A 22,013-nucleotide genomic window follows, 5' to 3' on the forward strand; every position below is an offset into this window, starting at 1 on the left:
TGGCGACCCTACAAAGGCTTATCAACAAAAGGGACGAGAAATCGTCCCTTTTGTTTTAGAACCATTGTGGAGTTGTCATGTGAAAGAGAGCGTCCTGGGAATGATGCAAAATACGCAGAACCATCACTTTGTCTGGCTCGGTTCGATAAAAAATCACATGCTCGCGATGAGGCATCGCAAAAAATCGCTCGCCTAAATCAACACGTCGGCGACCTAATTCATGCTCTGAGAGCTGGTTGAAACGTTGATAAAGTTTCAATATATATAGTTCGGCTTTCTTCAGGCCAAAGTTCCAATACCCGTACAGCCAGATTGATGCCAGATCGGTTTCAGCTTCCGGCATTACTCTTATCGTCCTTTTCATCTATGCCCACCCTGGCTCTCATTTTTTTAAGGAAAACATCGATATCCAATTCGATAGGCTCTCCACTATCTAAGCCCTCCTGTATCAACTGCTTTAACTTTTCATATTTGGTCGACGCCTGCTTTTCACGCAGCAAACGCAGCGAGTCGCGTACCACTTCGCTTTGCGTACGGTAGTCGCCGGACTCCACCAGAGATTCAACAAACTCGCGCAGTTCATCGCCTAAATCGATCGTCATGGTACGTGCCATCATCATTATCCAATGTAAGAGTATTTCTTACATTCTGGCACTTTTTTGCGCAACAGGGAACGTGCGTTGCAGCGCAGTTACAAGTTGAACTGCGAGGCAACGCGAGAAAATTCAGCGGGAAGAAGCGGGAAACAGGCGCGCGTCGCGCAGCAGATGATCGTTACCCCGGCGACGGGTGAAGCCGCTGCGGTCGAAGAATTCGAGAATTTGTACCGCCACTTTACGGCCGGTTCCCAGCTGATTGCGGAAATCGGCGGCGCTGGTGCTGCCACCTTGCCCGGCACGCTGACGAATCAGATCGGCGAAGATCTGGATCTGGTCGCTGCGATAGTAGCGATCGCGCACGATCGCGGTGATATGTCCGAGGCGTGCCGCGGTAAGCAACAGCGAGCGAATCGCCTGCTCATCCTGCTGCAGCGTCAGCGCGATATCACGCACCCACAGCGGCTGATCGCCAAATAGCGGGCCAACCTGCTGCCACAGTGTTGCTTCCTGCGGGTTAAAGCGCGGTTCGAAATCGGGCAGATGCAGCCAGCCTTGTCGCTGTTGCAGCTGACCTTGCGCCAGCAACTGATCTATCAGTTCTAACACCCATTCAGCAGGCTGATGCGGCATTGCCACACGACGCAGGCGATCGTGGCCAATGCCCGGTACTTCCGGATGCTGCTGATGAAAATGTGCTAAAGACTCCAGCAGCATCTGTTGCCATTGCGCGGCCTGCGCCGGACTCATCAACGCGCTGCCAAGCTGCACTGGCGCGATGTCCTCGATTAACGTGTCCAGCGCTGGCTCGGTGAATTGCCGTGCCCAGCCCAGCTCACGCACCTCGATAGGTTGATATGCCAGATGTGCGCGTAGGCGGGCGTCGTCATCGTCTGCAGCAGCGAGTTGTTGCAGCCAGGCCAGATAATCCGTCTGACGTTTGCCGCGTTTTTTACTGTCGAGCAGCAGCACGCGCGCACCACCCAGCGTTTGCTGCGCGTTGCTGTCGCGAATAATCAGCCGATCGTTTTCAGCGAGCCACAGCGGCTCATTCAGTACTATTTCCGCTATGTCATCCGCCAGCAGCGTGACGCGTCCGGTGACGTGGCTGGCGGCGTGGTGGATATGAATCGGCTGTGATGCGCTTTTCAGCGGCTGCAGCAAACGCAGCGCCACCGTTAAGCGCGTGATGCCTTCCGGTTTTGCCTGAGACAGCAGCCAATCACCGCGCGCGATCTGTGCTTTTTCTACGTCACCGACGATATTTAGCGCAATACGTTCTCCAGCCTGCGCCCGCGTCACCGATTGGTTCTGCGCATGCAGCGCACGCACGCGTAGCGGCAGGTTCAGGCTGCTGAGCCAGAGTGTATCGCCGACGTTCACTTCGCCAGCAAGCGCGGTGCCGGTGACCACTAAGCCAGTCCCTTTCAACGTGAAGGCGCGATCGATGGCGAGGCGGAAACGGTAACGATCGTCGAAAGCAGGCTCTGGCAGGCTGCTGAGATGCAGGCGCAACGCATCAATACCTCGCTGCGTGTGACTGCTGGTGACAAATTGCGGCACCGCCTGCCAGCCAAGTTGCTGCGTGAGCTGCGCCACCTGCTGCTGCACGTCGGCGATGCGCAGCTCATCCACGCGATCGGCTTTGGTCAGCGCTACGCTGAGCGGCGGCTGCCCGGCCAGACTGAGCAGCTGCAGATGTTCACGGGTTTGCGGCATCACGCCGTCGTCGCAGGCCACCACCAACAGCGCATGATGAATGCCGCCGATACCGGCCAGCATGTTGGCGAGAAATTTTTCGTGGCCCGGCACATCGATAAATCCGAGCACGCGACCCTCCGGCTGCGGCCAGTAAGCGTAGCCGAGATCGATGGTCATGCCGCGCCGTTTCTCCTCCGGCAGGCGATCGGCATCGACGCCAGTTAAGGCCTGTAACAGCGCGGTTTTGCCATGATCGACGTGTCCAGCGGTGGCAATAATCATGGTGCTAAGGCCTGAATCAGCGCGGCTTCATCGTCAAGGCAGCGTAAATCCAGCCACAGTTTGCCTTCCTGAATGCGGCCAATCACCGGCCGCGCTAAGTTGCGCCAGCGCTGTGACAAACTGGCAAGCTGGCTGCCGCGACCATCGCGTGGCGCGAAGGTAAGCGCAAAACTGGGAATGCGCTCGACCGGCAGCGATCCGCTACCGATTTGTGATGAACAAGGGGCGATCGCTAGCGAAAAATCGGCGCCATAAGCCTGTTGTAATGCCGGCATCAATCGTTCGGCCTGTTGCTGAATGTCATGGGCGGAACGCGTGAGCAGTTGCAGCGTCGGCAGGGCTTCGCGCAGCGTTTCCGGCTGGCGATAGAGTTGCAGTGTGGCTTCAAGCGCCGCGAGCGTCATTTTATCGACGCGCAGCGCACGCTTAAGCGGATGCGACTGTAGCTGATCAATCAGCGCTTGTTTACCGACGATGATGCCCGCCTGCGGTCCGCCGAGCAGCTTGTCGCCGGAGAAACTCACCAAACTGACGCCTGCGGCAATCAGCTGTTGCGGCATCGGCTCGGCGGGCAGGCCATATTCGGTCATATCGATCAGTGAACCGCTGCCAAGATCGGTGATCACCGGCAATTGATAAGCTTCGCCCAGCTCAACTAACTCCGCTTCTGTTACTGCGTGAGTAAAGCCCTGAATCTGATAATTGCTGGTGTGCACTTTCATCAGTAGGCCGCTGTTTTCGCCTATCGCCGCACGGTAATCTTTCAGGTGGGTGCGATTAGTGGTGCCGACTTCGACCAGTTTACAGCCCGCCTGGCGCATTACGTCGGGAATACGGAAGGCGCCGCCAATCTCTACCAACTCGCCGCGCGAGACAATCACTTCGCGCCCCGGTGCCAGGGCGGCCAGCATCAATAATACTGCGGCGGCGTTATTGTTAACGATGCATACCGCTTCCGCACCGGTTAATTCGCACAGCAGCGCGCTGACGACGCGATCGCGATGGCCGCGCGCTGCATCATCCAGCGCGTATTCCAGCGTCACGGGCTGGCGCAGGCAGTTAACCACGGCATCAATAGCGCGATCGCTCAGCTGTGCGCGACCGAGATTGGTGTGCAGCACGGTGCCGGTGAGATTAAATACCGGACGCAGCGCACTTTGCTGCTGTTGCTGACTGCGGCGCAGCGCTTCATCTGGCCAGCTCGCGTGCCAGGCTGGCAAGGTTTGATGCTGCTGGATGTGCTCGCGCGCTTCCTGCTGCAGGGTGCGCAGCTGGCGCGTGGTAAAAGCGGTGCCGAGATCAGCAAGCAGCGGCTGCAGCGCCGGATCGCGCAGCAGGCTGTCGATAGCGGGTAATTGACTGTACAGGGTTTTCATCGCGTGACTTAGAGAGTGGGCGGAACGGTGCGGGCAAAGCTTTCGCGCGCAAACAGGTTTTCGGCCAGTTTCACCAGCGCCGGGCGATTGACGCACCAGTTTGGCAGCACGCGGCGAAAGTTGAGATAACCAATCATGCAGCCGGTGGCGATATCGGCCAGATTTAGCGTGCCGCTATTCAGCCATTCACCCTGCGCAGCGGCGGTTTCTAATGCATCGAGGCCGCGCTGGATTTTATCGCGATTGCGCAGCAGCACCTCTTCAGACTGCTGATCGCCGGGCCGCATTTGCTCGCGCACGATCATCACTGCGGCATCATTGATGCCGTCGGCCAGTTTTTCCAGCTGGCGGATTTGCAAGGCATGAAGGGCGTCGTTGGGTAGCAGAGCAGGCAGATCGCCGCGCAGTTCAATAACCTGCGCGATGATCGAGGAGTCGAACCATGTCAGCTGATTATCATCAATTAGCGCCGGGACTTTACCCAGCGGATTGTATTGCGGCACGTGACTTTCATCGGTCCACGGCGACTGGTTGATGAATTCAAAAACCAGACCTTTTTCCAGCAAGATCACTGAAATTTTGCGTACAAAAGGGCTGGTGTAGCTGCCAATCAGTTTCATCGTTCGCCTCCGTGTTGAATGAATTCATGAAGAAGGTCGCCATGAATGGCGACCCTACAAACGGAACATTTAATCGCCGGGGAACATAAAGGGATTCAGGCTGCTGCGCGCGAATCCTTCCTGTTCCATGCGGGCATCCAGCACCAGCGACGCCAAATCATCGGCGACCGGCTCCACGGCGGGATCCTTCTCCTGATACAACATCTTCAGGTACGTGCCGCAGTCGCCGCAGCTCTCTGCTTTTACCGCCGCTTTTTCACTGTCCAGCGACCAATAATGCAGATCGCCGGTTTGTTCGCAGTTGGAGCACTTGCTGCGCACCACATACCATTCGCTCTCACACAGATTGCAGTGCAGATAGCGTAATCCCTGCTGGCCCACGCTCATGTGAACCACGCTGGTGACCGGCACGCTGGCGCACACCGGGCAGAACTGACGATGCTCGCCATATTCCGCGCGCGCTTTGCCGGGAATTAATGCTGCCATCTGCGCCCAGTAAATCGACAACGCCGCCCAGATAAAGGGTGATTTATCGCTGCTGACCTGCGCGAAATCGCCTTCCAGTAACGCCTGCGCCATATTTTCTAGCTCGGTGGTGGAGGCTTTTTCCAGATTCTCCAGCACCGCTAGCGCCTGGCCGCTCATCTCCGGCTTCAGCTCGGCGATCAGCGAATGCAACAGACGCTGCCAGTGCGCATCGCGGGGATAAGTGTGGATGTCGAGCGGCGGTTTGCCCTGCTCAGCGCTTTGCGCCAGCCGCTGCTGCAGGTCGAGCTGCAGCGGATGGTCATACAGCACGATCTCCTGCGCTTCGGCAATCACTGCGGCAAAGCGCAGATAATCACCCAGCGGATTCTTCGCGGCCAGATCGCGCAAACGTGCCGCGCGGCGGCTATACAGATTTTTCAACCGGGGGAAAAGTAACGGCGGAACCTGCTCCGCCGTGTGCTTTTCGCCTTTCTCCAGCTGGTCCTGCGGGATGATGCGAATACTCATCAGGGACGTTTTTCCTGTTGTGTTTGGCGTTGGCGCTGCTCGCGATACCAACGTGGGTGATGTTTCTTCGCCCACGCGGCCGGAACCCAGCCCTCAACCATGGCGGTTATCGTGCCTTTTACCCACAACGCGGCGTAAATGTGCACCATAATCACCATGATCAGCGCCACAGCTGAGACCGAATGCACCACTAACGCGATGCGAATCAGCGGAATGGTAAAGGCGCCGGCAAAGTAGGGGCGCCAGATAACAATTCCGCTCACCAGCAGCAAGACTAAGCTGATGATAGCAGCCCAGAACACACACTTCTGCCCGAAGTTGTATTTGCCGGTGTCGCCCACCTCTTCGTTTTGCACGATTTTGTGGATATTTTTCGCCCACACCAGGTCTTCGCGATTGATCAGATTATGTTTCCAATAGCGTAAGAACATGATGATAAAGGCGGCAAACATCACCACACCAACGAACGGGTGCAGGATGCGCGCCAACTGCGGCGTGCCGAGGACGTGCATCAGCCAGTTGAATGACGGGAAAAAGAAACCCAGCCCACTCAGCGCGGCGAAGACAAAACAGAACGCCACAATCCAGTGATTGATGCGTTCCGGTGCGCTGTAGCGCACCAGACGATCGCGTTTTTTCATTATTCGCGCTCCTCTTTTTCGTGCAGATTCTCGTCGTCATCCTCTTCCACCCGGTTCGGCCCCACGCCGACGTAATGGAACACCGAGGCGGCGAAGGTGGCGGCAAAGCCGATGGCGGCCAGCGGTTTCCAGATACCTTTCCAGAACGTCACCGCTGGGCTGATGCTCGGGTTTTCCGGCAAACCGTGATAGAGCTGCGGTTTATCGGCGTGGTGCAGCACGTACATCACGTGCGTGCCGCCCACGCCTGCCGGATCGTACAAGCCCGCATTGGCATAGCCGCGCGTGTTGAGCTCGGCCACGCGTTCACCTGCCAGCGCCTGCATATCGCTTTTGCTGCCGAAGTGAATCGCACCGGTCGGACAGGTTTTCACGCATGCCGGTTCCTGACCCACATTGACACGATCGACGCACAAGGTGCATTTATACACGCGGTTGTCGTCTTTATTCATACGCGGCACGTCGAATGGACAGCCGGCAATGCAGTAGCCGCAACCAATGCACTGTTCTGACTGAAAATCGACGATGCCGTTAGCGTACTGAATGATCGCGCCTTCAGACGGACAGGCTTTCAGACAGCCGGGATCGGCACAGTGCATGCAGCCGTCCTTGCGGATTAGCCACTCTAACTTGCCGTTCTCCTCCACTTCTGAGAAGCGCATCACCGTCCAGGATTTGGCGGTCAAATCGGCGGGGTTGTCGTACACCCCCACGTTATGTCCCACTTCATCGCGGATGTCATTCCACTCCGAACACGCCACCTGACACGCTTTGCAGCCGATGCAGGTGGTCACATCGATCAGTTTTGCCACTTCCTGCTGATGGTTACGCGCCTGCGGGGCAGGCGTGAGTCCATTGGTGGCGGAGCGGCGGATAATGTCTTGAGATTGATAAGCCATATTCGTTCTCCTTACACCTTCTCGACGTTGACCAGGAACGCCTTGAATTCCGGCGTCTGCGTGTTGGCATCACCGACAAATGGCGTCAGGGTGTTGGCGATAAAGCCTTTTTTCGCCACGCCCTGATAACCCCAGTGAATCGGAATGCCGATGGTATCGACAATTTTGCCGTCGACGTTCAGTGGACGGATGCGCTTGGTGACCACCGCTTTGGCTTTGATGTAGCCACGATTGGAGCTCACTTTCACCGTATCGCCTTGGGCGATGCCGAGCTTGTTCGCCAACTTCTCGCCGATCTCGATAAACTGTTCCGGCTGTGCGATGGCGTTAAGCCGCGCGTGCTTGGTCCAGTAATGGAAATGTTCGGTAAGGCGATAGGTGGTGCCGACATACGGGAACTGCTCTGCCTTGCCCATTGAGGCCAAATCATCCTTGAACACGCGCGCCGCCGGGTTAGACACCACGTTTGGATGCAGCGGGTTGGTGCCGATCGGCGTTTCAAACGGCTCGTAGTGTTCCGGGAACGGACCTTCGGCCATTTTGTCGAGTGCAAACAGGCGACCAAGCCCTTCCGGCTGCATGATGAACGGCCCGACATCGCTGCCTGGCGCGGCGGCGCTGTAGTCCGGCACATCCATGCCGCCCCATTTGCTGCCATCCCACTTCAGGATCTGACGTTTCGGATCCCACGGATTACCTTGCGGGTCGGCTGAAGCGCGGTTATAGAGTATGCGGCGGTTGAGCGGCCATGCCCAACTCCAGTTCAGCGTGTTGCCGAGTCCGGTGGGATCGGTGTTATCGCGGCGCGCCATCTGGTTGCCTTCCGGCGTCCAGCTGCCGGCAAAGATCCAGCAGCCGCTACTGGTGCTACCGTCATCTTTCAGATGGGCAAAGGTGCTGAGCTGCTGGCCTTTTTTCACCAGCAGCGTGCCTTTATCATCGAACACGTCCGCCAGCGCTTTGCCGTTGTTCTCCATCGCCACTTCTTCTGGCGCAGGATTGTCTGGCGTTTTGTAGTTCCAGCTCATGTTCAGCACTTGTTCTGGCAGCGCGCCGCCTTCACTGGCGTACATCTTGCGCAGGCGAGAGTAAATGCCGGAAAGAATCTCGCCATCATTCAGCGCTTCACCCGGTGCATCCTGACCTTTCCAGTGCCACTGCAACCAGCGGCCGGAGTTGACGATGGAACCGTTCTCTTCGGCGAAGCAGGTGGATGGCAGGCGGAATACTTCGGTTTGAATCTGCGACGGATCAACATCATTGAATTCGTCGTGATTCTCCCAGAAGGTCGATGTTTCAGTGTTGAGCGGATCGATGGTGACCAGGAATTTTAGCTTCGACAGCGAGGCGATCACTTTGCGCTTGTTCGGGAATGAGGCCACCGGGTTAAAGCCCTGGCACAGATAGCCATTGACCTTGCCTTGCGACATCATCTCGAAGTACTGCAGCACGTCGTAACCTTTATCCCACTTCGGCAACCAGTCGAAGCCCCAGCTGTTTTCCGCCTGAGCTTTGTCGCCGTAGAACGCTTTCATCTGGCTGACAAAGAATTTCGGATAGTTGCTCCAGTAGTTGACCTGGCCTGGCAGCAGCGCTTTAGGCGTGTTAGCGGCCAGATAGGTTTGCAGATCGGCTTGTTTCTCCGATGGCAAGGTCATGTAGCCCGGCAAACTTTGCGACAGCAAGCCGAGATCGGTCAGACCCTGAATATTCGAGTGACCACGCAGCGCATTGATGCCGCCGCCAATCATGCCCATGTTGCCGAGCAGCAGCTGAATCATCGCCATGGTGCGGATGTTCTGCGCGCCTACCGAGTGCTGCGTCCAGCCGAGCGCATACAAGAACGAGGTGGTGCGATCGCGCGCGCTGGTTTCGCCAATCAGTTCGCAAACGTGCAGGAAATCGGCTTTTGGCGTGCCGCAGATACGTTCGACGATTTCCGGCGTGTAGCGGCTGACGTGTTGTTTCAGCAGGTTCCATACGCAGCGCGGATGGGTGAGCGTGGCGTCGCGTTTGGCAAAGCCGTCCGCGTCCAGCTCGTAATTCCAGCTGGTTTTATCGTATTTACGGTTCTCTTCGTCGTAGCCGCTGAACAGACCATCTTCAAAGTGATAATCCTCACGCACAATCAGGCTGGCATTAGTGTACGCCTGCACATATTCATGCTGGATTTTGTCGTTTTGCAGCAGCCACAGCAGTACGCCCGACAGGAAGGTAATGTCGGTGCCCGAGCGAATCGGCGTATAGAAATCAGCTACCGATGCCGTACGCGTGAAGCGCGGATCGATAACAATCAGTTTGGCTTTGTTGTGAATCTTGGCTTCCATCGCCCAGCGGAAACCGACAGGATGCGCTTCAGCCGCGTTCCCGCCCATCACAACGATCAGATTGGCATTACGGATGTCGACCCAGTGATTGGTCATCGCACCGCGACCAAATGTTGGAGCAAGACTTGCTACCGTTGGTCCGTGTCAAACGCGTGCCTGGTTATCAACCGCTAACATGCCGAGCGATCGGGTAAATTTCTGGGTTAAGTAGCCGGTTTCATTGCTGGATGCCGAAGCACACAACATGCCGGTGGAGAGCCAACGGTTTACCGTCACGCCCGCCGCATTTTGCGCGATGAAGTTAGCATCGCGGTCGGCTTTCATCAGTTTGGCGATGCGGTCAAAGGCATCGTCCCAGCTAATGCGCTGCCATTTATTGGAGCCTGGCGCGCGATATTCCGGGAATTGCAGACGGCTATCGCTGTGGATGAAGTCGAGCAGGCCCGCGCCTTTTGGGCACAATGCACCGCGGCTTACCGGATGGTCCGGATCCCCTTCGATGTGAAAAATGGTCTCTTTGGCGTTTTTCGCGCCGTCACCGAGGCTGTACATTAACAAGCCACAGCCGACTGAGCAGTAAGTGCAGGTATTACGGGTTTCGCGGGCACGCAGCAGTTTGTACTGTCGTGTTTCCGCCAATGCCACTTCCGGCGCAAAGCCGAGCAGTGCCGCCGTTGTCCCTGCCATACCGCCAGCGCATACTTTGAAGAATTTTCTTCGGCTGACATTCATGGATTACTATCCTTCTAAATTCTTGCAATATACGGTGCAAGAATGACCCGACTAAACTTGTGACAATAGCGGCCAAATATTACCACAGCTTTAATGTGGTTGTTGTGCGAGACAAAAAAAGTGAAAGCGAATCAGCCAGAATGTAACCAAAATGTGAATAAGATCTCAGGTGCGGTGCAGTCGCAGGTGTGGCAGCGCCGTACTATCGATATCGCCGAAAGCGATTGGCTGGCGCAGGAAGTACCGATAGCGCTGGTCTATAACGGTATTTCGCACGTAGTAATGATGGCGACACCCAACGATCTCGAAGCCTTTGCGCTCGGTTTTTCGCTATCAGAAGGAATTATTGAGCAGCCGAACGAGATTTACGGCATCGATGTGGTGCCAGGCTGTGATGGCATCGAAGTGCAGATTGAGCTCTCCAGCCGCCGCTTTATGGCGCTAAAAGCGCAGCGTCGTGCGATGGCCGGACGCACCGGCTGCGGCGTCTGTGGCGTGGAGCAACTCGATCAAATCGGTAAGCCGCTGCAGCCGCTGCCGTTCACGCAATCCTTTGATTTAGCGCATCTGGACAAAGGCCTGTCGCAGCTGCGTGACTTCCAACCGATCGGCAATCTTACCGGCTGCACGCACGCGGCGGCATGGATGTCGCCCGAGGGCGAATTGCAGGGTGGCTATGAAGATGTCGGACGTCATGTGGCGCTGGATAAACTGCTGGGTAATCGCAGCCAACAAGCGTGGCAGCAGGGCGCGGTGCTGGTTTCCAGCCGCGCCAGCTATGAAATGGTGCAGAAATCCGCCATGTGCGGCGTGGAGATTCTGTTTGCGGTATCCGCTGCGACACAGCTCGCTGTTGAGGTGGCCGAACGTTGCAATCTCACGCTGGTTGGCTTCAGTAAACCGGGCCGCGCCACGGTTTACAGTCATCCGCAGCGTCTAGGTTAAACCACCTGCACCTGCGGCAGCGCCTGTTGCAGTGCTGCCAGCGCGCCGGATTTTGCTGGGCCGCCGTCGCAAATCAGCAGCTCAACTTCCGCAATCGGCGCGTAAACGGTGCGACTCATCACGCCGAGTTTGCTGTGATCCGCCAGTAAAATGGTGCGATTCGCCTGCTGCACCATGGCGCGGGCAATCGCCGCTTCATGAGGATGAAAACTGCTGGCGCCGTTTTTCGCTTCAATACCGACTGGTGAAAGCAATGCCACATCGGCGCGATAACGATAAATCTCTCCAATCGTCATTTCCCCGCGCGTTTGCTGTGCGCCCGCCATCATCATGCCGCCAAGCAAAATCACCTGATTATTTAGCGTCTCATGCTCTTCGGCGCTGCTCAATGCCAGCGCCGCTTGCAGGCTATTGGTGATGATGGTTAAACCCGACATGGTGCGCAGTTCCTCCGCCAGCATCGTCGTGGTGGTACCTGCATCAAGAAACAGTGTTTGGCCCGACTGGAGATGCTGCGCTGCGGCGACGGCAATCGCGCGTTTCTCTTTCGCCTGCGCGTTGCGGCGCACCTGTAACGGCGGCTCCGCCTGGTTATCGACTGCCACTAAACCGCCATGTACACGCCGTGCAAGTCCTTGTGCTTCCAGCTCAATAATGTCGCGCCGAGCGGTTTCGCGTGAGATGCCAAGCTCTTTGATGATGCGTTCGGTGCTGACCTGATGCTGCGTGGTCAGCAGCGCGCGAATGCGGTGTAAGCGGGTTTCCTGCAGCATGACTTTTCCCTGTGACGTGTTCAACCTGGGCCTAAGCTTACCTGAGTGTCATAACATCGTCATGTGTATTTGGTTGTATTTGTGTATTTTGTTGCATTTGTCATTAATGCAGGCATGATATGGGTAAATGGCGATATCGCATGCACCCCTTTCACCTTCGCAACGGGAGTTACCATGGCTACACGTTCTACCATCATGGATACCAACAGTTTTCGTGCTGAGCACGCCGACGGTCTGGATGCGGCAACCCGCAAGCTAACCGATAAGCGCAGCAAAGTGTTGGGCGAGTCGTATCGCCTGTTTTACCGCAAGCCGGTGCATTTAGTGCGCGGCGAAGGGCAATATCTGTGGGATGCTGCCGGTGATAAATATCTTGATGTGTACAACAACGTGGCGAGTATTGGACACTGCCACCCGGCGGTAATTGAGGCGGTGAATCAGCAGATGAAGATGCTGAATACCCACACGCGTTATCTGCATGAGCGTATTCTCGATTATACCGAAGAGCTGCTGGCCACCACGCCGGATGCTATCGATCGCGCCATGTATATGTGCACCGGCTCGGAAGCCAATGATTTGGCGATCCGCGTGGCGCGCGCTTTCAGCGGCGGCACTGGCATTATCGTCTCGCAGGAGGCATATCATGGCACCAGCGATCTCACTTCAGGCGTTTCACCGGCGCTCGGCAGCGGTCAGCCGCTGGCGGCGACCACGCGTCTGGTGTCGCCGCCGGATGCGTATCGCGTCAATGCGCCCGATCTGGGCGAGTGGTTTGCCAATGAAATCCAGAAACAGATCGAAGATATGAAAGCGCACGGCATTAAGTTTGCCGGTTTCCTCGCAGATTCCATCTTCTCTTCCGATGGTGTGTTGCCGAACCCGCGCGGTTTCCTGCAGAAAGCCGTCGATGTGGTACACGCTAACGGCGGTATTTTTATCGCCGATGAAGTGCAGCCGGGCTTTGGTCGTACTGGCGATGCGTTCTGGGGCTTTGCACGTCACGACGTGGTGCCCGATGTGATCACCACCGGCAAACCGATGGGCAACGGCATTCCGGTCTCGGGCCTGCTGGCGAAAAGCGATGTGCTGGCGGCGTTCAGCGATGAAATTCCTTACTTCAACACCTTTGGCGGTAATCCGGTGGCGATGGCTGCAGCGCAGGCGGTGTTAACGGTGATTAAAGAAGAGGGCTTGCAGGAGCACAGCCGCGTGGTGGGTGCTAAGCTGCTGGCCGAATTGCAAAAACTGATGGATCGCCACGCATCGATCGGTGACGTACGTGGTGCGGGTCTGTTTATTGGTTTCGAACTGGTGCAAGACCGCGCCAGCAAAACGCCCGATAAAGCGCTGGCGCTGGATTTGATTGAGAAGCTGCGTGAACACCGCGTGCTGACGTCGGTGGCGGGCCCTTACGGTAACGTGCTGAAACTGCGTCCGCCGTTGGCGTTCCAGGAAGCGGATATCGATTGGCTGGTGGGCGCGCTGGATAAGTCGTTGAGTGAGTTGGGGCGGTAGCTGAGCATAGATTGCGCACATTTTTGTAGCGGCGCGATTTATCGCGCAATAAATTGCGCCGCTACGTTATGTGCTTGTATTTAAACAGCGGTTTCCTCGGCGAAAATGCGCTCCATCTTCTGCCACGCCTGCGCTACATCGTCATGCAGATTAAATAATCCCGATGTCCCGACGATAAATACATCCACGCCCGATGCGGCAATCTGTTTGAAGGTGCGCGCATTGCACGAACCATCAATCTCGGTCAAATAGTGATAACCCTGTTCTTCGCGCATCGCAATCAGCTGGCGTATTTTATTCAGCGTTTCCGGGATAAATTTCTGTCCGGCAAAGCCAGGATCCACTGACATCACCGTCACTTTATCCAGTAAATGTGCATATTCACGAATACTTTCCGCCGATGTGGCCGGATTTAACACCACGCCGCAGCGCCTACCCGCCTCTTTAATCTGCGTCAGCAAGCGAAATATTTTATTATTAGCGGTTTCAGGGTGGAAGCTAATAATATCTGCGCCCGCCTCAATGCACATCGGAATAATATCTTCCGGATGATTCACCATCAAATGCACATCAATCGGCACATCCGTAATTTTACGCAGGTTCTCAATAAAGAACGGCGATAACGTAATGTTTTTAACGTAGCTGCCATCCATAATATCGACATGATAAAAGGCGGCCGTTTTATTCATGGCTTCAACTTGTTCGCGAAAGCGGGTGAGGTCCATACACATTAAGGACGGTGAAAACTTTGCGTTCATTTTTTAATTCCTCATTACTTGCGCAGCGCCAATAAGCGCTGCGCAAGACATCAATGGAAGAACGAAATAATATGGCCGAGCACGATACCGACAATGCCGAAATCGGCGTCACCGAAGGTGGTGGAGGCAAAGCCCAGGTCGCCCATGAGCGGCAGCAATATTGCCGGCAGGAAGGAGATGAGTAGCCCTTGCACAAAGGCGCCGATCACCGCACCACGACGTCCGCCGGTAATGTTGCCGTAAACCCCCGCCGTAGCGCCACAGAAGAAGTGCGGCACTAAGCCCGGAACGATCACGCTCAAACCAAACAGCGGACACAGGAACATGCTGATCAGACCGGCGGAGAAGCTCGACAGGAAGCCGATAATCACCGCGTTTGGCGCAAACGGGAAGACGGTCGGGCAATCCAGCGCCGGTTTGGCGTTGGGCACCAGCTTATCGGCGATGCCTTTAAATGCTGGGACGATCTCCGCAATCACCATGCGCACACCGGCGAGGATGATGTAGACACCCGCGGCAAAGGTAATCGACTGAATGATGGCGAACACAATGTAGTTCTGGCCGCCACTAATGCTTTCGGTGAACGCTTTACCTGCGACTAATACCAGCGCGATAAACAGAATCATCATGGTCAGCGAAATCGCGACCGATGAATCGCGCAGGAAGTTGAGGGTTTTCGGCACCTTCAGCTCTTCAATCGACGGGCTGCCTTTACCGACCACTTTGCCTACTAACGCGGAGAGCAGATAACCGGTTGAGCCAAAGTGGCCGAGTGCCAGATCGTCCGAATTAGTGATTTTGCGGGTGAAGGGCTGCAGAATTGCCGGGCAAACCACCATCATGGTGCCAAGAATCAGTGAACCAATCACCACCAACCAGAAGCCGTGTATGCCACCTACCGACAAAATCACCGCCAGCATCGCCGACATATATAGCGTGTGGTGACCGGTCAGGAAGATGTATTTCAGTGGTGTAATGCGCGCCAGCACAATATTCACCAGCATGCCGAACACCATGATCATGGCCGTTTCGGTGCCATAACTTTTCTGTGCCAGCGCAGCCATCGCATCGGTGTTGGGCACCACGCCCTGAATATTAAACGAGTGCTCAAACAGCTGACTGAAGATGGTCAGCGTGGCCGCAATTAAATTGGCCCCGGCGATGAGAATAACAAAACCCATAATGGTTTTAAGCGTACCGGAAATAACATCAGAAACCGGTTTCTTTTGCAGTAATAAACCAAACAGGGAGAAAAGGCCGACAAGTATAGCGGGTGTTCCAAGAACATCCTTAATTATAAACTGCAGCATAACTTACTCCATAGTGAGTAAAGTTTTTCGGGATGAAGTGTTATTAGATATTTTCAGCCAAAATTTCTTTAATCTTTGCATTATCCAGCAGATTAGTCAGACCAACAACGTTGGCGCTGTGTCCGGCTAATTGATCGGCAATGTCTTTAGCGGCGATAATTAAATCAGCATGCTCAGATTTAGCCGAGGTTAAATCGGTGTGGCCTACTTCAGCTTCTTTACCTAATTCCGCCACAATTTTTTTCACATTCATTTCAACAATGAAGCTGCTACCTAAACCATTTCCACACACAATCAGGACTTTTTTCATCTTAGGGTTCTCGGGTTATTTATTTTGAATGACAGCTTCAATGGCTGACAGGGTAGAAGCCGACAGCAACTGCTGCAGGCGGGATTCGTCGCTGAACACGTCCGCTAATGCGGTAATCATCTGAATATGATCGTCGCCAGATACCGCGCACAGCATAATGACCACATAAACCGGATCGTTCTCATCAGACTGAAAGTTCACGCCATTTTTCACGTGCAGCAGCGACAGGCCATTTTTGCGCGCACCTTGTTCCGGTCGGGCATGAGGCATTGCTAAGCCCGGCGCCAGCACGTAATAGGGTCCAAGCTCGGCATGCGAGGTAAAGATGGCATCAAGATAAGTTGCGCTGATCGCCCCTGCGGCCAGCAGCGGTTCGGCGGATAAGCGCACCGCTTCCTGCCAGTCGCTAACGTGCTCTACGACACGAATATGTTGCGGTGTTAGCCATTGAGTGAGCATCAGTCATTCCTGTTTATTCGTCGATGGAGTGCAATGTAGGTTATTTTCTCAGCGGTTTTCTGTGATGATTGTCGCAAAAGTTAGCGCTAACACTGAGATTGTTAAAAAACGTGTTATCGCTAACATTTTCTTGCGCTGCGTTTGTCATGGCCGCAAACACCTGACATGCTCAATCATTCTGGAAAGAACCGTGGGTAAGGGATGCCCGAATCTGTGGTTTTTCGCATGGCGCGTTAACAGATTTGGTTTTAAGCTGCGTCCTGGCAAAAGTAGCGAGTAATGCAGGAGATCGCATGACAGAAAAAAAACGGCGCAGTACCGGCAAAAGTACCCTGGCCGATGTTGCCCGTTTGGTGGGCGTAAGCACCATGACAGCCTCGCGCGCGTTGCGCATGCCGGAGAAGGTTTCGTCCGAAATTCGCGCCAAAATTGATGCCGCAGTGATTGAGTTGTCCTACGTACCCAACGTGCAGGCCAGCAATCTGGCATCGGCGACATCGCGCCTGATCACCATGGTGGTGCCCTCGTTTGCCACGCCGGGCAGTGCGATTGTGTCGGAAGCGCTGCAAGAGGTGCTACGGCCGCAGGGCTACAACATGATGCTGGCGGAGGCCAATCATTCGGCTGCGGAAGAGAGCGAGCTGATCGAAATGCTGCTCTCCTATAATCCCGCAGCGATGGTGCATTTCAACTTCGATAACGCTGCCGAAGCACATCGCCTGCTGAGCAATTCCGGACTGCCGGTGATGGATATTGGCGGCGTGCATCCGGATTCGGCGGGGATCAGCATTGGTGTCGATTATGCCAAAGCGATTCGCCAGCTGGTGCAGAGTCTGGTCGAACGTGGCTATCGCCATCTCGGTTTGTTATGCACGCAGAGCAATAACACCATCTTCCGCCAGCTGCTAAATGGCTGGCACAGCGGGATGCTGGCGATGAATCAGGCGCCGCATCGCGTAGTGACGTCGCCGAAAATGCCGACCTTTGCCGCCGGGCACAGCTTACTGGCGGAAATTCGGTTAACCTGGCCGGAGCTGGATGTGCTGATTTGCACCAGTGATGAAGTGGCCTGCGGCGCTATCATGGCCTGCCACGCGGCGGGAATTTCGATTCCCAGCCAGTTGGCGATTGCCAGTATCGGCGGCGGCCCGTTAGCCGCGGTATGTTCGCCTCCGCTTACCAGCATTGTGCTGCCGTATGAAGAGATGGGACGCATGGCGGGTAAACGTTTACTGGCTGCGCTTAAGGGCGATGAACCCTCTGCTATCAATGAGCTGCCGGTGCAGCTTAAACTGCGTGCCAGTACGCACAAGGTGTAGCCGTGTGTGCGCACCTTTTCCCAGATTCATCAAATCCTTATCAAATCTAAGGCATTGATAACCCTTTTACGGATCATGTTTTTAACTATAATGATCCGACTGCTTACGCGGCACACCCAGTGAGGTGCTGCTGCAAAACACTAAAATGGAGAGGAAGAACATGAGTTATTCACTGCCATCCCTGCCGTACGCATACGACGCACTGGAACCGCACTTCGACAAGCAGACGATGGAAATCCATCACACTAAACACCACCAGACCTACGTTAACAACGCTAACGCCGCGCTGGAAGGTACCGAATTCGCTAACCTGCCGGTAGAAGAACTGATCACCAAACTGGATCAGCTGCCAGCAGATAAAAAAGGTCCACTGCGTAACAACGCAGGCGGCCACGCTAACCACAGCTTCTTCTGGAAAGGTCTGAAACTGGGCACCTCGCTGCAGGGCGACTTGAAAGCGGCAATCGAAAAAGATTTCGGTAGCGTTGAAGCTTTCCAGGCTGAGTTTGAAAAAGCAGCCACCACTCGTTTCGGTTCAGGCTGGGCGTGGCTGGTTAAGAAAGGCGACAAACTGGCTGTGGTTTCTACCGCAAACCAGGATAGCCCGCTGATGGGCGAAGCGGTTGCAGGCGTTTCAGGCTTCCCGATTATCGGTCTGGACGTGTGGGAACACGCTTACTATCTGAAATATCAGAACAAACGTCCTGATTACATCAAAGCGTTCTGGAACGTTGTGAACTGGGACGAAGCGGCAGCGCGTTTCGCTTCTGCTAAGTAAGTTCAGGCTTAAGCCGCAACGTACACAACCGGTGATCTCTTCACCGGTTTTTTTTCGCCCTTTTTAAACCTTTTTTAAACGACCTGAATATTTCCGCGCACAACTATTTCGCTGAGAAATCTATTAACCTGCCGTTGATAATTTGGGGCATATAGTGACGATAATTTGTCTCGCTAAGCCTAAATAATCATGTCTACTATCATAACTTCTGTGGCGAATGATGATTCGTCAGCTTCGCTGTTTTTACCTTTAATAAGCGGAAAATTCAGGCCGAATAAATTATGGAATAGCGGAAGGTTTCGCGCAAAATTTGCCTTAAGGTCGTTGGTATTTCCAGTTACTACTTTTCATTATCTGCATCAGTTAGCGGAATTATCTGCGTTGCCGCAGCTTTTAACTATGCAGGGTTTACTGCCAGCGAAGCCCCATCGGCCTTATCTGCGTGCGGGATTCAGTGTGGCACAGCGTGCGCAGGCGATCATCGATCACTATACGCTAATGGATCAGCTGGATAACGCGGCGCTGCGTCAGCTGTTGCAGAGTCCGGGCGATAATTTACTGGCTAATTTGAGCGGTAAAAATGACGAGGCGTTTGTGATTCACTGCTGTCCAGGTCGCTTCGACCGTGAAGGTGAAATTACCCTGGAATTGCATTATGAAACGCAATTAATCGCTTCGCTCTCATTCTCGATTATTCAGGAACAGCGGAAACGTACCTTATTAATTGGTGGGTTGCAGGGGCCGCGCAAACATATTTCCAACGATGTTATTCGCGATGCGACTAAAGCGGCACATGGCGTATTCCCGAAACGTCTGCTGATGGAAGCGGTTTTTAATCTGGCGGAGCAGTGTGGTGTTGAGACGATTACCGCCGTTGGTGATACCACACACGTATTCCGCAGCCTGCGTTATCGTCACAGTAAGAGCGATAAGTTTTTTGCCAGCTACAGCGAGTTTTGGTTGTCGCTGGGTGGCGTGGCGCGTGGCGATGAGCTGTTTACGTTGCCATTACGTGCGGAGCGAAAAAATCTGGAAGAGATTGCCAGCAAGAAGCGCGCCGAGTATCGCCGTCGCTATGTCTTGCTGGACAGTCTGAATGAACAAGTTCATCAGGCAGCTGGCATCCTACGCGACGTCTCACACGCCGCGTAAGTAAAGATTAGAACGGCTGCTTCGCGTAGCCGGTCATCACTTTCAGTCCCATCTCACGTCCGAGCGCGGTCATTGGGTGTACCACCACCAGGCCGCGCACGCTTTTCTTGAATGCGCCCATGTTGGCCTGTTCTTTCTTGGTGATTTCGCGGCTAAAGCCCAGCTTCTGCAGCTGTTGCGCTTCTTTACTCAGCTTCTCAGTGCGCACACCGCGCAGGCGCTCAATTTCCAGCTCCAGCTTCTCTTTTTCACGCAGCAGCTCGCCGAGCTTTTCGGCATCGCCAGAGGCTAAAAGTGGGGCTTCTTTGCGATTGAGTGCATCCAGCTGATCGCTCAGAACTTTGATCTCGGCTTTTTCTTGTTCTTTCATTGGGGGAAAACTCGTTAAGGAAAACAGGCAAAGGATACATCAAATTCAGGCAATTTTGCAGCGTGGAGCGTAGGGTGCGCATTCATGCGCACCTGGTCACCATGAATGGCGACCCTACAATGGTTTGGCGAGGTTTTCGTAGGGTGCGCATTCATGCGTACCTGGTCACCATGAATGGCGACCCTACAGTGGTTTGGCGAGGTTTTCGTAGGGGGCGCATTCATGCGCACCTGGTCACCATGAATGGCGACCCTACAGTGGTTTGGCGAGGTTTTCGTAGGGGGCGCATTCATGCGCACTTGGTCACCATGATTGGCGACCCTACACAGCGGGCTTTTTAAACACCTGCTTGTGTGAAATCCGCGAAATGAGCTCGGTGAGCGACAGCACCATGGTGGAACGTACCATCTGCAGATAACGCTGCTGCTGCATTGACCGCAGTTGATCGTCGTCGCGGTTGAAATCCGGCTGCGGCGGCCAGGCAACGACGCAGTGCAGCTCACCAAACGGGCCGAGGATCTCATCGTCGGTAAAACGATAGTCGCTGATGTCGTGATTCAGCTCCTCACGTAGCGCCAGCAGCAGTTCACAGTCTTCGTACTCATGCCGGTTTATTACGCCAAGGCCGTAAATTAACTTGAGACGAACGGAGAGTTCGCCCAGCGGGCCATTACCGAGCAGCAGAGGTTCGACGGCGTATTTAACCGCGTAATCGTCCTTACGAAACACTTGCAGCACCAGCAGGTTAACCGCTTCGGTCAGCAGCTCAACGGCGGCGATCAGGAAGCTTCTCACCGAACGACCGGCGTTCAGGCGCTCAAGCACCCGGTTTTCAAAAGCCTGCTTCTCTTCCATCATTGCCTGCATCGTTCAGCTACCGCCAGCGGGCACGTAAACGTGCCCGAGTTAACCACTAAAGGGCGCGCATTATGCCATAGCGTTGTAAGCGCTCACCACTGAGGTGACCACTTCGCTATTGGCATCCAGGCCAGAAATTTCTGCCAGCGTGGCCTGCGGACCTTTTTCTGCTAGCAGCGCGACCAGCTCCTGCGCCTGCGGATCGGCTTCGCTGCGATAGTGCATCGCGGCGGCAATGCCCTGAACCAGATTGGCGTGCGGCAGCTGATACTCCAGCGTACCTAGCGTGGGTTTGATCAGGCGATCGCCCGCGCTCAGTTTACGCAGCGGCTGACGGCCTACGCGCTCAACGTCATCTTTCAGGTACGGGTTTTCAAAACGGGTGAGGATTTTCTGGATGTAAGCAGCATGTTTATCAGCTTCAAAACCATAACGCTTGATCAGCACCGCGCCACTCTCCTGCATCGCGCCTTGCACCACTGCACGCACTTTTTCATCAAGAATCGCGTCGCGGATGGTCGCGTGGCCGGCAAGCTGGCCGAGATAAGCCGTGATCGCGTGACCGGTATTGAGGGTGAAGAGTTTGCGTTCCACAAAGGCCATCAGGTTGTCGGTCAATTCCATGCCGGGAATGTTCGGCAACTCACCTTTGAATTGAGTTTTATCAACAATCCACTCGCTAAAGGTTTCAACCGTGACTTCCAGCGGATCGGTGGTGCCGGCTTCAGACGGTGGCACGATGCGGTCAACCGCCGAATCAACGAAACCAACATGCTCTTCAACCCATGCGTGATATTGCGCTGGCAGCGCTTTCAGCACGTGCTGTTTCAATTGGCTGGTGCCGCGCACCATATTTTCACAGGCGATGATGTTCAAAGGACGGACATTACCGCTGTCGCTGCGCTTGGCCAGACCTTTGGCGACGCCGCCGGCGATGCGCTCCAAAATCTGCGGGCCCACCGCCGTAGTAACGATATCAACCTCAGCAATCAACGTAACGATGTCATCGCTGGTGCTGTTCACGGCGCTCACGCCTTTTACGATTTCGACTTTCGCCTGCTCGCCAACCACATGAACCGGATACTCATGACGGGCGTTAAGGGCATCAAGTACCACCTGATTGACGTCAGCAAACACCAGCTCGATGCCGGCATCTGCCAGTAACTTACCGATAAAACCGCGACCGATGTTACCTGCTCCAAAATGTAACGCTTTCATAAATTTGACCCATATCAAATGACGAAAGGGCGGGCAAGTCCGCCCCGGAAATGTGGGACGGGCTTACCCGCCCCAGGG

Annotated in this window: 22 protein-coding genes; 5 read left to right on the plus strand and 17 right to left on the minus strand. The window is 54.9% G+C overall.

The annotated features are described in order from the left end of the window. Nucleotides 1–55 precede the first annotated feature (55 nt). From ACRQ84_RS15715 to fdnG, 9 genes are all read right to left on the minus strand, one after another. Entirely contained in the window at nt 56–343 is a 288-nt protein-coding gene (locus tag ACRQ84_RS15715) for a type II toxin-antitoxin system RelE/ParE family toxin (protein ID WP_483816539.1), read from the minus strand. Next, the gene (locus tag ACRQ84_RS15720) at nt 330–614 is read right to left on the minus strand and encodes a type II toxin-antitoxin system ParD family antitoxin (RefSeq protein WP_483817941.1); all 285 of its coding nucleotides are present in this window, start codon (nt 612–614) and stop codon (nt 330–332) included. Before ACRQ84_RS15720 ends, ACRQ84_RS15715 begins: the two co-directional genes overlap by 14 nt. Before the next feature lie 111 nt (nt 615–725). Beyond that, a complete protein-coding gene (gene selB / locus ACRQ84_RS15725; RefSeq protein ID WP_483816540.1) occupies nt 726–2,579 on the minus strand; it encodes a selenocysteine-specific translation elongation factor in 1,854 nt (617 codons plus the stop codon). Then, nucleotides 2,576–3,955, minus strand: coding sequence for an L-seryl-tRNA(Sec) selenium transferase (gene selA / locus ACRQ84_RS15730; RefSeq protein WP_483816541.1), 1,380 nt, complete (start codon nt 3,953–3,955; stop codon nt 2,576–2,578). Before selA ends, selB begins: the two co-directional genes overlap by 4 nt. Nucleotides 3,956–3,963: 8 nt before the next feature. After that, the gene (locus ACRQ84_RS15735; RefSeq protein ID WP_064738231.1) at nt 3,964–4,575 is read right to left on the minus strand and encodes a glutathione S-transferase; all 612 of its coding nucleotides are present in this window, start codon (nt 4,573–4,575) and stop codon (nt 3,964–3,966) included. Nucleotides 4,576–4,644: 69 nt separating this feature from the next. Next, the gene (fdhE, locus tag ACRQ84_RS15740; RefSeq protein WP_064738230.1) at nt 4,645–5,571 is read right to left on the minus strand and encodes a formate dehydrogenase accessory protein FdhE; all 927 of its coding nucleotides are present in this window, start codon (nt 5,569–5,571) and stop codon (nt 4,645–4,647) included. Continuing rightward, on the minus strand, nt 5,571–6,212 hold the full coding sequence (gene fdoI, locus ACRQ84_RS15745) for a formate dehydrogenase cytochrome b556 subunit (RefSeq protein WP_049852352.1): 642 nt from the start codon (nt 6,210–6,212) through the stop codon (nt 5,571–5,573). The genes fdhE and fdoI overlap by 1 nt, the downstream gene beginning before the upstream one ends. Next, nucleotides 6,212–7,111: a formate dehydrogenase subunit beta gene (gene fdxH / locus ACRQ84_RS15750; RefSeq protein ID WP_483816542.1), complete on the minus strand. Its 900-nt coding sequence runs from the start codon at nt 7,109–7,111 to the stop codon at nt 6,212–6,214. Before fdxH ends, fdoI begins: the two co-directional genes overlap by 1 nt. Before the next feature lie 11 nt (nt 7,112–7,122). Then, complete coding sequence (gene fdnG / locus ACRQ84_RS15755) at nt 7,123–10,170, minus strand: formate dehydrogenase-N subunit alpha (RefSeq protein ID WP_483816543.1); 3,048 nt, start codon at nt 10,168–10,170, stop codon at nt 7,123–7,125. 120 nt (nt 10,171–10,290) lie between these two features. On the opposite strand from fdnG, the gene fdhD reads away from it, so the two are divergent. Then, the gene (fdhD, locus tag ACRQ84_RS15760; protein WP_483816544.1) at nt 10,291–11,115 is read left to right on the plus strand and encodes a formate dehydrogenase accessory sulfurtransferase FdhD; all 825 of its coding nucleotides are present in this window, start codon (nt 10,291–10,293) and stop codon (nt 11,113–11,115) included. On the opposite strand, the gene ACRQ84_RS15765 is transcribed toward fdhD, so the two are convergent. Beyond that, nucleotides 11,112–11,888 (minus strand): DeoR/GlpR family DNA-binding transcription regulator, encoded by a 777-nt coding sequence (locus ACRQ84_RS15765; protein ID WP_483816545.1) that lies wholly within the window; start codon nt 11,886–11,888, stop codon nt 11,112–11,114. The two genes, fdhD and ACRQ84_RS15765, sit on opposite strands and share 4 nt — an antisense overlap. Before the next feature lie 174 nt (nt 11,889–12,062). Here ACRQ84_RS15765 and ACRQ84_RS15770 point away from each other — a divergent pair, with 174 nt between their 5' ends. Continuing rightward, a complete protein-coding gene (locus ACRQ84_RS15770) occupies nt 12,063–13,403 on the plus strand; it encodes an aspartate aminotransferase family protein (RefSeq protein ID WP_483816546.1) in 1,341 nt (446 codons plus the stop codon). Between the two features lie 80 nt (nt 13,404–13,483). On the opposite strand, the gene alsE is transcribed toward ACRQ84_RS15770, so the two are convergent. Genes alsE through ACRQ84_RS15790 form a run of 4 tightly spaced genes read right to left on the minus strand, consistent with a single transcriptional unit; the run spans nt 13,484 to nt 16,240 of the window. Beyond that, entirely contained in the window at nt 13,484–14,161 is a 678-nt protein-coding gene (gene alsE, locus ACRQ84_RS15775; RefSeq protein WP_483816547.1) for a D-allulose 6-phosphate 3-epimerase, read from the minus strand. 50 nt (nt 14,162–14,211) lie between these two features. Beyond that, complete coding sequence (locus ACRQ84_RS15780) at nt 14,212–15,471, minus strand: PTS ascorbate transporter subunit IIC (RefSeq protein WP_483816548.1); 1,260 nt, start codon at nt 15,469–15,471, stop codon at nt 14,212–14,214. 43 nt (nt 15,472–15,514) lie between these two features. After that, a complete protein-coding gene (locus ACRQ84_RS15785; protein ID WP_064738222.1) occupies nt 15,515–15,781 on the minus strand; it encodes a PTS sugar transporter subunit IIB in 267 nt (88 codons plus the stop codon). A 15-nt stretch (nt 15,782–15,796) separates the two neighbouring features. Continuing rightward, nucleotides 15,797–16,240 carry a PTS sugar transporter subunit IIA gene (locus ACRQ84_RS15790; protein ID WP_064738221.1) on the minus strand — a complete coding sequence of 148 codons (444 nt, stop codon included), beginning with the start codon at nt 16,238–16,240 and terminating at the stop codon, nt 15,797–15,799. Nucleotides 16,241–16,533: 293 nt separating this feature from the next. Here ACRQ84_RS15790 and ACRQ84_RS15795 point away from each other — a divergent pair, with 293 nt between their 5' ends. The 3 genes from ACRQ84_RS15795 (at nt 16,534) to ACRQ84_RS15805 (ending at nt 19,489) form a co-directional block, all read left to right on the plus strand. Next, on the plus strand, nt 16,534–17,559 hold the full coding sequence (locus tag ACRQ84_RS15795) for a LacI family DNA-binding transcriptional regulator (protein ID WP_483816549.1): 1,026 nt from the start codon (nt 16,534–16,536) through the stop codon (nt 17,557–17,559). A gap of 160 nt (nt 17,560–17,719) precedes the next feature. After that, nucleotides 17,720–18,337, plus strand: a complete 618-nt coding sequence (gene sodA, locus ACRQ84_RS15800) for a superoxide dismutase [Mn] (RefSeq protein ID WP_007893384.1) — start codon at nt 17,720–17,722, stop codon at nt 18,335–18,337. A gap of 189 nt (nt 18,338–18,526) precedes the next feature. Then, nucleotides 18,527–19,489, plus strand: a complete 963-nt coding sequence (locus tag ACRQ84_RS15805) for a VirK/YbjX family protein (RefSeq protein WP_483816550.1) — start codon at nt 18,527–18,529, stop codon at nt 19,487–19,489. A 7-nt stretch (nt 19,490–19,496) separates the two neighbouring features. On the opposite strand, the gene ACRQ84_RS15810 is transcribed toward ACRQ84_RS15805, so the two are convergent. From ACRQ84_RS15810 to mtlD, 3 genes are all read right to left on the minus strand, one after another. Next, complete coding sequence (locus ACRQ84_RS15810; protein WP_483816551.1) at nt 19,497–19,859, minus strand: YibL family ribosome-associated protein; 363 nt, start codon at nt 19,857–19,859, stop codon at nt 19,497–19,499. 321 nt (nt 19,860–20,180) lie between these two features. Then, complete coding sequence (mtlR, locus tag ACRQ84_RS15815; RefSeq protein ID WP_196762310.1) at nt 20,181–20,726, minus strand: mannitol operon repressor MtlR; 546 nt, start codon at nt 20,724–20,726, stop codon at nt 20,181–20,183. Between the two features lie 60 nt (nt 20,727–20,786). Beyond that, nucleotides 20,787–21,935 (minus strand): mannitol-1-phosphate 5-dehydrogenase, encoded by a 1,149-nt coding sequence (gene mtlD, locus ACRQ84_RS15820; protein ID WP_483816552.1) that lies wholly within the window; start codon nt 21,933–21,935, stop codon nt 20,787–20,789. Nucleotides 21,936–22,013: the final 78 nt, after the last annotated feature.

It is taken from the genome of Pantoea sp. E2023-21 (assembly GCF_051302795.1).
Lineage (GTDB): Bacteria > Pseudomonadota > Gammaproteobacteria > Enterobacterales > Enterobacteriaceae > Pantoea > Pantoea ludwigii_A.